Genomic DNA, 12,531 nt, shown 5'->3' with positions numbered 1-12,531 from the left:
GCGCGGCCGAGCATTCCGTGCTGTCCGTTATCGAGTCTTTCGTGAGGTATTTACTGTAGCGACAGCTACGTCTATATTTGAGATGTAGCGACTGCTACGTGCAGGGGCCTGGCGTACGCCTGGCACGTCCACCGGCCGGCCGGCCCGGTCGTCAGCGAAGGGACTGATCCCCGTGGCCACCTGGGTCATCGGCTACCACATCGCCTTTCACCGGGGAGGCCGGTCGGCTCGCGCCGCTGCACCGTCGCGGCTCGCCCGACAGTGGGCTCTGTGGTCCCGCCTGCTCGCGCCGCTGCGGCCGTTTGACGCACCGCGTGGCCGCGCCACCGCCTGGGACGCCTCCTGGCCCCTGCAGCGGGAACTGACCTCCGTGCGTCAAGCCCGACGTCTGGTGACCGCGCAACTGGGCGACTGGGCTGTGGTTGAGCTCGCCGACACCGCCGAGCTATTGGTCAGCGAACTGGTCACCAATGCTCTGCGGCACACGCGCGGTCCGCTCAGGCTCAACCTGCAGCTGCGCGACTCCCGCCTGCTGTGCGAGGTCGAGGACACTGAGTCCACCAGCCCCGCGCGCGGCGCCGCCGACCCGGATGCGGAGAACGGCCGGGGCATCGAGCTCCTCGACCTGCTCGCGGACGCCTGGGGCAGTGTCCGGACCGCCACCGGCAAGACCATGTGGTTCGAGCTGCGGGCCGAAAGTCATCGTCGTGAGACGCAGGCGCCGTGATGACGATGGCCTGCGGAAGTCGCGGTCGGCCGAAGTCCCAAGGCGGAGCTGCCGACGAATAGGTACGACCGAGAACGGAGAGCACGGCCGACGCGAACGCATCGTGCGCGAACCGTTGGACAGGGTCTGCCGTCGGTCAGGTCCGGAGCCCAGGACCAGGACCGACCGTTGCGTTCCGCGCTGACCGTGCACAGGACCGCGATCGCGAGCGGTGCCGGAGGGCAGGTCCGGTATCGCGCTTCACGGACAGGCACCTACTAGGTACCATCGCGGGTATGCCATCCCTGAACGTGTCCTTCACCGAAGAGGAACTCGAGGGTGTGCGGGCTGCGGCCGCCGCAGAGGGCAAGAGCCTCAAGCAGTACCTGCACGACCTCGGAATCCGCGAGATGCAGCGCAAACAGTTCGTCGCGGGCGCCACCGAATGGGCGGAGCGGCTGCGCGGCGAGTTCGACGAGGCCTTCCCCGACGAAGTGCCGCCCGCCGAACGCGGCGACGGGGCCGCTGCCGCCTGATGCCGCCCCTCTACATCGACGTCTCCTGGCTGCTGGACATCCAGGAGAACGCGCTTGGCCACGACGACCTGACCGTGGCGGACTACTCCGCGCTGGTCGCCGCCGTCGCCCGCCACAAGACCCGGATGCCCACCCTCGCGACAGCCGACCCGGACACGGCCTGGCGCGCCGCGGCCCTGCTGCACACGATCGTGCGCTTGGAGCCGCTCCCGCACCGCAACAGCCTGTACGCCGCGTTCATCACCGCCCAGTACATGGCGCAGGCCGGCGAAGGCATCGATCCTCCCTACGGTGCCCTGTCCGACCTGGTCCGCAAGGTCCGAGACACCCGTATCAGCGTCCAGGACGTCGCCGACCAGCTGCGCGACTGGAAGCTGTAGCACCGGCGCTGGTGCGGTATCGACAGGGTGGTCGTGGCCTGCTGATCTCTGGCTTTCCATCCGGGGAAACGGCCGTGGATACCCCCCGGAGGGCGCCTCAGTCCGCAGGCCCACCGCCGACCGGGATGTCCAGCCGGTGGGCCACGGTGGTCAGGGCCGGCCCCAGGGGGAGCGCGACGCGGGTGAGGGCGTGCGGGTCGCCCCGGGTCGGGTCCTGGTTGACGATCAACACCGGCTTTCCCTCCTGGTGCGCCTGGCGGACGAACCGGAGCCCGGACATCACCGTCAGCGACGAGCCCAGCACCAGTAGCGAGGACGCTTCACGGACCAGCCGTCGGCAGTGCTCGACGCGCTGTGGCGGAACCGCCTCGCCGAAGAACACCACGTCCGGTTTGAGTACGCCGCCGCAGGCGGTGCAGGGCACGATGCGGAAATCCCCGACCTGCGCGTCGGTGAGGTCGGCGTCACCGTCCGGGTTGATCCCCGCGGCCACCGGGTCGAAGCCGGGGTTCTCGGCCTCCAGCCGCCGGGCGAGTTCGCGGCGCGGGCTGAAGGCGCCGCACGAGAGGCAGACGACCCGGTCGAGGCTGCCGTGGAGTTCCACGACGCCCTCGCTGCCGGCGGCCTGGTGCAGGCCGTCGACGTTCTGCGTGATCACACCCGAGACGTGGGCGTGCCGTGCGAAAGCGGCCACGGCCCGGTGCCCGGCGTTGGGGAGGGCCCGGCCGAAGGTGCGCCAGCCGAGGTGGCTGCGCGCCCAGTAGCGGCGCCGCGCGTGGGCGCTGCCGGTGAAGTCCTGGTAGGTCATCGGGGTGTGCCGGGTCAGGCTCCCGCCCTTGCCCCGGTAGTCCGGGATGCCTGACTCAGTGGAGATGCCCGCGCCGCTGAGCACCAGAACACCGCCGGTGCTCAGCGCGTCGACGACCGGTTGCAGGTCGGTGGTCCCCGGCGGCAGATCCGTGGCGGGGGTCCAGCTCAGGGTGGGGCGCATGCGCATGCCGCCAGGGTACGGAGTCGGCGGCGGCTCAGGGCCGGCGCAGGTGGGGGCAGGACGCCCCGACACTCGCGGGAATCACGGTCAGCGGCTCCGGCAACCACGGCAAGACCGCCACCACGGCATTCGAGGACACCTGGCTGGACCTCCGCCACTTTCTCGGTCCGAACACGATCGAGGGCAGCTTGGACCGCCACGCGCTGATCCTTGACGACATCGACCGGCCGCGCATGCACGGGGCCGATGACCAGGACGTCCTGGACCTGAGCCGATCGCTGGTGAGCTTTGAGGTCACAACGGGGATACACCGTCCGGACACGAGTCCCAGGTGGCAGGGTCGCTCCACGCCGGACGAATCGTTCGGTGAACGGTCATGGCGGCCGCGAAACGAACACATCCGAATCGCGTCAACGGTCGGATACCGGGCGCTGCGACGTGCCGCGGGGATCTTGACAGGGGCGACCGAATCGCGTGAGGCGATATCCCGGCGAACCGGGGTAGCCGCCAGACACACGGCGGTTGAACGCCCACCCTTCAAGGAGAACCATGTTCACACGCACGTCCCGTCGTCTGCGCGGCATCGCCCGTCGGGTCTTCGGCTGGCAGCACCTGCGTCCGGCCCAACTGGACGCGATGAAGGCCGTGATGAAGGGGCGTGACGTACTCGCCGTCATGCCGACCGGTGCGGGCAAGTCCGCCGTGTACCAGGTGCCCGCGGTCCTGCTCGGCGGTCCGGTCGTGGTCGTCTCACCGCTGATCGCGCTGCAGCGGGACCAGATGCAGAGCCTGCTCGGATCCGGCGCGTTGCGCACCGCCGCCATCAACTCCGCGCAGCGCCAGAGCGACAACGAGACGGCATGGGCCCGCATCAGCGCCTCCTCGGTGGACGTGGTCTTCCTCGCTCCTGAGCAGCTCGCCAAGCCGGATGTCACTGACCGGCTCGCCGCCGTCCGGCCCCGGCTGCTGGTGGTGGACGAGGCACACTGCGTGTCGTCCTGGGGACACGACTTCCGGCCCGACTACCTGCGGCTGCGCCACGCGCGCGAGCGGCTTGGCAACCCGCCGGTGCTCGCCCTGACCGCGAACGCGGCGGCCCCGGTCCGCCGGGACATCGCCGAGCGCCTCGGCATGGACGACCCGGTGGAGATAGTGGCCGGCTTCGACCGTCCCAACATCCACCTGGACGTGTCGACCTTTCAGGACGGAGCCGCCAAGGAGCGGTTCGTCGTGGAGCGGGCGGCCGTCGAGGAGAAGCCGGGAATCGTGTACGCGGGGACGCGACGGGCCGCGGACAGCTACGCCGCGCAGTTGAGCGGCCTCGGGCTCTCCGCCGCGAGCTACCACGCGGGCCGGTCCGCCGCCGAACGCGGCCGAACCCAGGACCGGTTCAGCTCCGGTGAACTCGACGTGGTCGTGGCGACCTCGGCGTTCGGGATGGGCATCGACAAGGCGAACGTACGGTTCGTACTCCATGCGTCCGTCCCCGGCTCGCTCGACGCCTACTACCAGGAGATCGGCCGGGCCGGCCGCGACGGGGCACCGGCCAGGGCGATCCTCGCCTACCGTCCGCAGGATCTCGGTCTGCAACGCTTCTTCGCCGCCGGCGCTCCCGACGCCGACGCCTTGCGCCGCGTCGCCAAACGGCTGCGCGGCGAGGAGGGCGCCGTGGGCGAGACCCGGCTCCGGGCCGACTGCGAACTCGACGCGACGGCACTCTCCGCCGTGCTGAACCTGCTGGAGGAGGCCGGCGCCGTCCGTACCGGACGGGACGGCAGCCGCTTCACCGGCGCCGCCGGCGCCTCCGCGGATGACGACGTCGACGCCGCTGTGCAGAGCGCCCTCGCCGTCCACGCCACGCACCGCAAGCTCGAACAGTCCCGGGTCGACATGATGCGTGGGTACTCCGAGACGACCGACTGCCGACGGCGGTTCCTCCTTGGCTACTTCGGCGAGTCCGTCCCCGTCCCGTGCGGGGCGTGCGGGAACTGCACGGCCACGGTGGCCAAACCTGCGAGCGGGCTGAGGCGCGAGCGGTCCGGAGACGGACGGCCGTACAAGGCGGCCACGCGGCAGCGCCGGTGGATCCGGGCCGGTGCGCGCGCGGGCGCCTCCGCGGGTGCCGGCCGGGCGGCGGAGACGGCCGCACGATCCGCGGCCGACGACCACGCCTACCTGCCGGGCGTCCGCGTGCGCCATGACCAGTGGGGCCAGGGCGAGGTCATGAGCGAGGGCGACGGCAAGATCACCATCCTGTTCGAGTCGGTCGGCTATCGCACCCTGTCGCTGGCCGTGGTGACGGACAGACAGTTGCTCGCCACGTTGCCCGACTCAACGCGCTGACGCAGGCCCGCGAGTCCCGGACGTCGAGAGGCGGCCCTGCCGTAAGGGCGGCGGGCTCGTAGCGGGCCCAGCTGGCCGACGTCCAGAGCGGCGAGCACTGGCTGCACATCTCACCGAGATCGAGAACCGTGGCGTCGGTGACGTGCTGATGCTGGTCCCCGACGGACTCACAGGCCTGCGCGCGAGGGCAGCCGAAGGGCTTCCGGTCGAGCCCGGAAGGAAAGGCTGAGCGTGATCTCCGGCGATCGGCTGGACGCACCGGGGGAGTGGCATGCGCGGTTCGTCCAAGAGCCGCCGAACTGGACACTTCTGCCCTCTTTGCGGGGTATGGGGTTGGCGTAAAGGTGACTTGACGCCTGGTGGACAGGGCAAACTGCTGACCTCGGCACTTGACGGCACCACGCTGTCGTCCCATGAGAGACATGAACAACAGGTGGCGCCGCGGGATCCGCCCTCCCCGGCCTCGGCATACGGCTGCGGCCGCCGCCCTCGTGGCGCTCGTGGCCGGCCTGACCGCCGCGCCCGGCGCCGCTCAGGACCTGGGCCCGCACACCGGGCGAACGGAAGCCGCCGCGCAGAGCGGAGCCGCCCGGTCGCCGATCACCTCCCGGCACCAGCTCACCCTGATCACCGGCGACCGCGTCACGCTGGAGACGGACACCTCGGGCAAGCAGAGCGTGTCGGTCGAACCCGCCAAGGGCCGTGAACGCGTCGCGTTCATCAAGCGCCAGGCCGGCCGCGACTGGACGGTCATACCCGCCGACACGCTCCCGCTGCTCGCGACGGGCCGCCTCGACAAGGCGCTGTTCAACGTCTCCGCCCTGGTCCGGGGCAAGTACGCGCAGCGGTCGAGCCTGCCGCTGATCGTCGAGTACGCCGGGGACGCGGGCACCGCCCGGCGACAGCTGACCGCCGCCGGCGCCGACACCGTCCGCCCCATCGGCGGCACCCCCTTCGCCACCCTCGGCGAACACCGCGCGGACGCCGCCGGGTTCTGGAAGGGCATCGCCCCGGGCCGGGCGGACGCCACCTCCTTCGGAGCGGGTGTGCGCCGGGTCTGGCTGGACGGCCACTCCAGGATCCAGCTCGACAGCACGGTGCCGCGCATCGGCGCGCCGCACGCCTGGGAGAAGGGCTACACGGGCACCGGCGTCAAGGTCGCCGTGCTCGACACGGGTTACGACCCGAACCACCCGGACCTCAAGGGCCTGGTCACCGAGTCCGCGAACTTCACCACCGAGCCGAACACCGACGACCTGAACGGTCACGGCACCCATGTGACGTCCACGGTCGCCGGTTCCGGCGCGGCCTCCGACGGCAAGTACAAGGGTGTGGCACCCGGTGTGCAGATCCTGTCCGGCAAGGTGTGCACCGCGGACGGCAACTGCGACAACTCCGACATCGTCGAGGGCCTGGCCTGGGCCGCCCAGCACGGCGCCAAGGTGATCAACCTCAGCCTGGGCGACACGGACACGCCGGAGACCGACGCCGTGGAGGCCATGGTCGACACCGTCAGCCGCGACTACGGCACGCTGGTCGTGGCCGCGGCCGGCAACAGCGGTCCCGACAAGGTCTCCTCCCCCGCCTCCGACGACCGTGCGCTGGCCGTCGGCGCGGCCGAGGAGGACGACGACCTCGCCGTCTTCAGCTCGGTCGGCCCCCGGGTGGGCGACTCCGGACTCAAGCCGGACATCATCGCCCCCGGCGTCAACGTAGTCGCCGCACGGGCGGGCGGTACCACCGCCGACGACGGCTACGTCGCGATGAGCGGCACGTCCATGGCGACGCCCCATGTGACCGGAGCCGCCGCCATCCTGTTCCAGGAGCACCCGGACTGGACGGCGGAGCAGGTCAAGCGCCAGCTGATGCAGTCGGCGACCGGCGCCAAGGAGCACGGCGCCTACTTCCAGGGCGCCGGCCGCGTCGACGTCGCTCGCGCGGTCGACCAGGACGTCACCGCCGACACCACGGCGCTGGACTTCGGGCAGATCCGCTGGACGGACGGCAGGCGCCCCCCGGTGACCAAGACCATCACCTACCGCAACCCGGGCACCGCGCCGGTCACCCTTCAGCTGAAGGACAACCCGAGCAGCGGGAAGAAGGACGTGCCCGCTCCGGCCGGCGTGTTCCGGCTCAGCGCCGACTCGGTCACCGTGCCCGCGCACGGAACTGCGGACGTCACCCTCACCGCGACGCCGGAGGCCACCACCACGTACGCCGCGTACAGCGGCGCGGTGACCGCGACCTCCGCGGACGGCCAGGTCTCGGTGCGCGTCCCGTTCGGCATGGACATCGAGCAGCCGTCCTACGACCTGCGCATCGACATGAGGAGCCGCACGGGCGCCGCCCCCGACAACGCCTACCTGCTGGTCAACTCGGCCGACGGCAAGGAGTACGACGTCGAGGCGCTCGGCAAGAGCAGCACGGTGGTGCGACTGCCGAAGGACACCTACTCGGTGAGCGGCTTCTACTTCGACGCCTCCTTCACCGAGGGCACCATCGTCGGCGTGCCGAAGGTCGTGATGAGCGCCGACCGGCAGGTGACCATCGACGCCCGCAAGGCGAAGCCCGTCACGGTGTCGGCACCGAGCCGCTCCGCGCGCATCATGTCGGCCGAGATCGGCACGATCAGCATGGCCGACCAGCTTCTCTCGGTCACCATGTACAACGCGATCGGCACGGACCACATCGACGGCGTGTACGCGGTGCCGACGGCCCGGGACAAGGAATCGAAGTTCACGTACCTCGTCACCAGTGTCTGGGGCGACCCGGCCGGCCCCGACGGGAACCCGTCCTCGGTCTACTACCTGACGCGACCGGTGCACGGCGCGATCCCGGCGGACCCCGCCTATCACCCCCGCAAGTCGGAGCTGGCCCGGGTCAACACCACGTTCGCCGCGACCACGCCGGGGACCACGGCCACGCGCCTGGTGTGGACGTACGTCGACAACGTCCGCTTCAGCGGGCGGGCGATGGAGGGGGTCCCGGTCCCGACGCGGCGCGTCGACTACTTCTCGGCGGCGGACGGCCTGCGCTGGCAGACGGCCTTCGACCAGAACAGCTTCCTCGATCCGGACGCGCACGGGCAGAGCTACCTGAGCGACCTGCACGGCTACAAGGCAGGCTCCCAGGTCGAGGAGCGCTGGAACGGCGGGATCCAGGCCGTGGGCCTCTCGTCCCAGATGGCCGCCTTCCGTGAGGGCGACACGATGTACCGGCCCTTCCAGTCGGCCGCGAACGGCAACCTCGACCTGGTGGCCGACACCACGTCCGGCCTGCCCGAGGTGAAGCTGTGGCGCAACGGCGAGCTGGTCTCCCAGGACTGGAGCATGAGCGACGTCCCGGCCGACGCCACCCCCGCCGACTACCGTCTGACGGTCGAGCACAACCGTGACATGGCCCCCAGCTCCGTCTCCACGAGTGTGCGGGCGGAATGGCGGTTCCGGTCGCAGACCACGGCGACCCGGCAGGCGCTGCCGCTGTACGCGGTCCGCATGTCGCCGAAGCTGGACGAGTGGAACCGGGCCGAGGCCGGCCGCGAGCTCGACATCCCGGTCCTGATCCAGCGGACGGCCGGCGCCCCGGCATCGCCCGTCCGCGTCTTCACCACCGAGGTCTCCTTCGACGAGGGGAAGACCTGGCAGTCGGTGCGGGTCAAGGGCTCCGGCATGGAGCGCACCGTGACCGTGGAGCACCCGCGCCGCGCCGCGGGCGGCTCGGTCAGCCTGCGCGTCCACGTCGAGGACGCGGCGGGCAACTCCTTCAAGGAGACCGTCATCAAGGGCTACCTGCTCAAGTAACCGCCTGCGCGGAGCAGTCACGTCCTCGGGCAGCTGCTTCCACGGAGTAGTCACGGCCTCGGGCAACCGGGTCCGCGAGCAGCAGCCCGGCCCGCAGCGGCGGGACGAACGGGGACAGGGCCCACCGGACACGTCCGGTGGGCCCTGTCCGGGTGCGTTGCGGCGTCCGCCGTACTCTCAGAGCCAGTCGCGGCGGGCCGCGTGCCAGCCCAGCTGCATACGGGTCGCGACGCCAGCCAGGCTCATCAGGCCCTGGATACGCCGCTGGACGGTGCGCTTACTGACCCGCAGCTGCCCGGCTATCGCCTCGTCCGTCATACCGGCGACCATCAGGGAGAGCAGGTGCCGGTCCTCCCCGACCGGCGAGGCGGCATCCGTGGTGCCGGCGCCCCCGATCTGGCCCTCCTCGGTCACCCGGAGCGGGGCCCCGATCTCCCAGTGGTGTTCGAACAGGGCGATGAGCGCGTCCAGCAGGCTGCTCTCCCGCACCACCGCGGCCCGCAGTTCCCGGGGGTTGCGGGACGTGCCCGAGGCGGCCAGCGGCAGGATGGCCACCGAGCGGTCGGCGATCGCCATCCGCAGCGGCAGCAGCGGCACCGCCCGGGCGACCTCTCCGGCGCACACGCCCTTGACGACGTAGTCCACCGAGGCGGGATCGTCGAAGTACGCCTGCTCGTACAGCGCCCGGTAGAGCACGCCCCGGTCCAGCGCGTCGAACTCCTCCTGATTGCTCTCCGGGGACATGGCCACGTACTGGGCCTTCACGAACCACATCATCTCGCGGGCGGCGCCGTCCTGGAGCTGGCGCAGATGCTGGCGCAGTGCCGCCGCGCCGGTGATGATCTCGACGGCCTCGCCCGTGCTCCGGGCCCATGCGCTGCGGCGGTGTGTCTCCGCCAGTTCGTAGACGGCGGCCCGGGTCTGTTCCAGGGCGTCGAAGTGACGTTGGAGCCGGGGCATGAGGGCCACCTGCGGCGGCACGGCCGTGAACCATTCGGGACTGTCCTCGACCACTGACGCCAGGCCCTTGTGCTCCAGCGCGCGCAGCAGCAGCCGCGCGGTGACGACGTCAAGGGCCGAGCGGCCGGAGATGTCCTGAGCGGACGCCGTCCCGGTGGCGACCAGAAGGCGGTACACCTCGCTCTCGTCGGCCGTCAGGCCCACCGTCTCCAGCATGTCGCACCTTTCTCACCATCCGGGCCGCCTCTGCCCGGCTTTCCGCGGGGGGAACGCGGTCGGCCCGGCAATTGTTTCCACCAGCCCCCGGGACCACGACGGCTTTCACGGCGATCCGGTGCACCGTGACGGGCGGTGCCGTCAGCACATCCGGTGGCCCCCGGGCGGGGCCGCTCGAGTGTCACAGACTGTGGGCCACGGGGTGGCGGGGTTCGTACAGCGGCAGTTCGGCGCCACTGGGCAGACGCACCGCCGTCAGCCTGCCCCAGCGCTGTTCGCTGACCGGGCGGGAGATCTCGACGCCCCGCGCGCGCAGTTCCCCGAGCTGGGCGTCGAGGTCCTCGCACATCAGGTAGAACTCGTGCTGGGGGGCGCCCTCGGTGGGGTGTACGGCGATCTCTGCCGGGGGCAGTTTGAAGATCAGCCACCCGCCGCCCGCGTCGACACCGGGGAAGGCGAGGACGTCGCGGATGAAGGCGCGGTCGGCCTCCGCGTCCTGGCTGTAGAGGATGACGTGGGCGCCGTTGATCATGCCGGTCCTTCGTTTCGCCGAGTTGGGGCCGTTGGGTCTACGGGGTCACCGGGCCCGACTGGTCCCAGCCGGGCACGAGGTCGTCCCGGTGGACATCTTCCCCGTGGACCCGCTCGCCGCAGGTCTCGCACACCGTGTGGGTGACGAGTTCGTGATCCCGGTGCCGGATCCGGGCGGGCGGTGCGGTGACGACCCAGCGGTCGCCCCAGCCGATCAGCTCGCGGGTGATGGCCCCCAGATCGCGCCCGGCCTCCGTCAGGTAGTAGCCGCTGTAGCGGGCGTCGTCCGGCAGCGGGCGCCGTTCGAGGACGCCACTCTCCACCAGCGCCTTCAGGCGCGCGGCGAGCCGGTCGGTAGGAGCGCCGGTGTTCCTGGCGATCTGCCGGAAGCGGTGGTTGCCGAGCATGACCTCGCGGATCGCAGGCAGGGCCCAGCGGTCACCGATGATCTGGAGGGCCGCGGCGAGGGAGCACGGGCGCCCCGCCATGTCCCGCGGGTCGATAGGCGTGGTCATCTTCCCAGTATCGCCCGACAGGGTTTGATTTCCAAACCACCCTGTGTTTGGGTTGCGCCATGTCCACACTGCTTCGGTTTTCAAAGCACCCTCGGACGGCCGCCGCAGTCGTCCTGGTGGCCGTCTTCATGACCAACCTGGATCTGCTGATCGTCAACGTCGCGCTGCCCGCCGTGGGAGAGGACCTCTCCAAAGACGGCGGCGCGGTGGGCCTCGGATCGCTGTCCTGGATCCTCAACGCCTACGCGATCACCTTCGCCGCGCTGCTGGTGGTGGCCGGGCGTGCCGGTGACCGCATAGGGCAGCGGCCGGTCTTCCTCGCCGGGATCGCCGTCTTCACGCTCGCGTCGCTGGGCTGTGCCCTGGCCCCGAACCTGGCAACCCTCATCGTGGCCCGGATGGTGCAGGCCGTGGGGGCGGCGGCCCAGATCCCGACCTCGCTGGCCCTGCTGCTGGCGGCGGTGCCGGCCGAGCGCCGCACCCAGGCCACCCGCGGCTGGGCCGGGGTCGGCGGACTTGCCGCGGCCGCCGGGCCCGTCGCCGGTGGCCTGCTGACCGAGGTGGACTGGCGGTGGGTCTTCGCCGTCAACCTGCCCATCGGCATCGCGGCGCTCCTCGTCGGCCGAGCCGCACTGCCGAAGCCGGCCGCACGAGAGACCGGGCCGCTGCCCGACCTCCTCGGCGCCCTGCTGGTCATCGTCTCGATCGCGTCGCTGTCCGGGGCGCTGGTGCAGGCACCCGACCAGGGCTGGACGAGCGGCGAGACCGTACTGCTGCTGGCCGTCGCCGTGATCGGCGGCGCCGCGTTCGTGTTCCGGTCCCTGCGGCACCCCCGTCCGCTGTTCGAGCTGGACCTGCTGCGGCTGCCGCGCTTCGGTGCGGCGAACGCGGGCAGCCTCCTGTTCGGCGTGGCCTTCTCGCTCATGCTGCTGTCGGACGTGCTGTGGTGTCAGGAGGTCTGGCACTGGAGCGCCCTGCGCACCGGTCTCGCCCTGGCCCCCGGCCCCGCGCTCGTGCCCGTCGTCACCGTGCTGACCACCCGCGCCGCGCAGCGCCTGGGGCAGGGACCGCTCATCGCGGCGGGCGGCGTGCTGTTCGCCGGTGGCATGGTCTGGTTCGCGATCTTCGCGTCGGTCGCACCGGACTACGCGAGCGAGCTGCTGCCCAGCCAGCTGCTGACCGGTACGGGAGTGGGCCTGGCCCTGGGCACACTGGTTGCCGCCGGCGTGCACGCGGTACCAGGACACCGTGCGGCGACCGGGTCGGCGCTGGTGAACTCGGTGCGCCAGATCTCGGCCACCATCGGGGTCGCCGTCCTGGTCGCGGTCCTCGGCTCCCACGTCGACGCCACCTCGCACCACGACTTCCGGGTCGTCTGGTACACGGCCGCGGCGCTGAGTCTGGTGACCTCGGCGATCGGGGCGCAGCTCAGCCGAGGGCGGGGCCCCGAGCGGACGGGACCCACCGCGCCGAAGGAAGCCGAGGCGACCGGACAGGCTCTGCCGCAGACATCCTGACCGGCCGGTGTCCGTCCAGCGCGCCGGCCGAGGAGG

The 12,531-nt window shown here is 71.3% G+C and carries 10 protein-coding genes; 6 read left to right on the top strand and 4 right to left on the bottom strand.

The features are described 5' to 3' along the window. The first annotated feature begins 187 nt into the window (after window positions 1–187). The 3 genes from ACZ4N4_RS25060 to ACZ4N4_RS25050 all read left to right on the top strand — a co-directional run bounded on the left by ACZ4N4_RS25060 (window position 188) and on the right by ACZ4N4_RS25050 (window position 1,622). Window positions 188–727, top strand: a complete 540-nt coding sequence (locus ACZ4N4_RS25060) for an ATP-binding protein (protein WP_467592830.1) — start codon at window positions 188–190, stop codon at window positions 725–727. A gap of 275 nt (window positions 728–1,002) precedes the next feature. After that, window positions 1,003–1,242 carry a hypothetical protein gene (locus tag ACZ4N4_RS25055; protein ID WP_453574382.1) on the top strand — a complete coding sequence of 80 codons (240 nt, stop codon included), beginning with the start codon at window positions 1,003–1,005 and terminating at the stop codon, window positions 1,240–1,242. Continuing rightward, entirely contained in the window at window positions 1,242–1,622 is a 381-nt protein-coding gene (locus tag ACZ4N4_RS25050; RefSeq protein ID WP_467592255.1) for a toxin Doc, read from the top strand. Before ACZ4N4_RS25055 ends, ACZ4N4_RS25050 begins: the two co-directional genes overlap by 1 nt. A 97-nt stretch (window positions 1,623–1,719) precedes the next feature. Here ACZ4N4_RS25050 and ACZ4N4_RS25045 read toward each other — a convergent pair whose 3' ends face one another. Further along, complete coding sequence (locus tag ACZ4N4_RS25045; RefSeq protein WP_467592253.1) at window positions 1,720–2,619, bottom strand: NAD-dependent protein deacetylase; 900 nt, start codon at window positions 2,617–2,619, stop codon at window positions 1,720–1,722. Between the two features lie 543 nt (window positions 2,620–3,162). Between ACZ4N4_RS25045 and ACZ4N4_RS25040 the strand changes: the two genes are divergently transcribed. Beyond that, complete coding sequence (locus ACZ4N4_RS25040) at window positions 3,163–4,956, top strand: RecQ family ATP-dependent DNA helicase (protein ID WP_467592251.1); 1,794 nt, start codon at window positions 3,163–3,165, stop codon at window positions 4,954–4,956. A gap of 422 nt (window positions 4,957–5,378) precedes the next feature. After that, a complete protein-coding gene (locus tag ACZ4N4_RS25035) occupies window positions 5,379–8,756 on the top strand; it encodes a S8 family peptidase (protein ID WP_467592249.1) in 3,378 nt (1,125 codons plus the stop codon). A 177-nt stretch (window positions 8,757–8,933) separates the two neighbouring features. Here the strand turns inward: ACZ4N4_RS25035 and ACZ4N4_RS25030 are convergent, their stop codons facing one another. From ACZ4N4_RS25030 to ACZ4N4_RS25020, 3 genes are all read right to left on the bottom strand, one after another. Further along, window positions 8,934–9,932 (bottom strand): helix-turn-helix domain-containing protein, encoded by a 999-nt coding sequence (locus ACZ4N4_RS25030; RefSeq protein ID WP_467592247.1) that lies wholly within the window; start codon window positions 9,930–9,932, stop codon window positions 8,934–8,936. A gap of 181 nt (window positions 9,933–10,113) precedes the next feature. Continuing rightward, window positions 10,114–10,464: a VOC family protein gene (locus tag ACZ4N4_RS25025; protein WP_467592245.1), complete on the bottom strand. Its 351-nt coding sequence runs from the start codon at window positions 10,462–10,464 to the stop codon at window positions 10,114–10,116. A 37-nt stretch (window positions 10,465–10,501) separates the two neighbouring features. Further along, complete coding sequence (locus ACZ4N4_RS25020; RefSeq protein ID WP_453574370.1) at window positions 10,502–10,978, bottom strand: winged helix-turn-helix transcriptional regulator; 477 nt, start codon at window positions 10,976–10,978, stop codon at window positions 10,502–10,504. 59 nt (window positions 10,979–11,037) lie between these two features. Here ACZ4N4_RS25020 and ACZ4N4_RS25015 point away from each other — a divergent pair, with 59 nt between their 5' ends. Further along, window positions 11,038–12,495: an MFS transporter gene (locus ACZ4N4_RS25015; protein WP_467592243.1), complete on the top strand. Its 1,458-nt coding sequence runs from the start codon at window positions 11,038–11,040 to the stop codon at window positions 12,493–12,495. Window positions 12,496–12,531 lie beyond the last annotated feature (36 nt).

It is taken from the genome of Streptomyces sp. NPDC026538 (genome assembly GCF_055567535.1).
Note: the sequence above shows the minus strand (reverse complement) of the source record. Positions and strands in the feature narration are given on the sequence as shown.

Coding starts and splice junctions, on each gene's coding strand:
- ACZ4N4_RS25055 (WP_453574382.1), top strand. CDS start 1,003: ATGCCATCCCTGAACGTGTCCTTCACCGAAGAGGAACTCGAGGGTGTG.
- ACZ4N4_RS25040 (WP_467592251.1), top strand. CDS start 3,163: ATGTTCACACGCACGTCCCGTCGTCTGCGCGGCATCGCCCGTCGGGTC.
- ACZ4N4_RS25020 (WP_453574370.1), bottom strand. CDS start 10,978: ATGACCACGCCTATCGACCCGCGGGACATGGCGGGGCGCCCGTGCTCC.
- ACZ4N4_RS25050 (WP_467592255.1), top strand. CDS start 1,242: ATGCCGCCCCTCTACATCGACGTCTCCTGGCTGCTGGACATCCAGGAG.
- ACZ4N4_RS25025 (WP_467592245.1), bottom strand. CDS start 10,464: ATGATCAACGGCGCCCACGTCATCCTCTACAGCCAGGACGCGGAGGCC.
- ACZ4N4_RS25045 (WP_467592253.1), bottom strand. CDS start 2,619: ATGCGCATGCGCCCCACCCTGAGCTGGACCCCCGCCACGGATCTGCCG.
- ACZ4N4_RS25015 (WP_467592243.1), top strand. CDS start 11,038: ATGTCCACACTGCTTCGGTTTTCAAAGCACCCTCGGACGGCCGCCGCA.
- ACZ4N4_RS25030 (WP_467592247.1), bottom strand. CDS start 9,932: ATGCTGGAGACGGTGGGCCTGACGGCCGACGAGAGCGAGGTGTACCGC.
- ACZ4N4_RS25035 (WP_467592249.1), top strand. CDS start 5,379: ATGAACAACAGGTGGCGCCGCGGGATCCGCCCTCCCCGGCCTCGGCAT.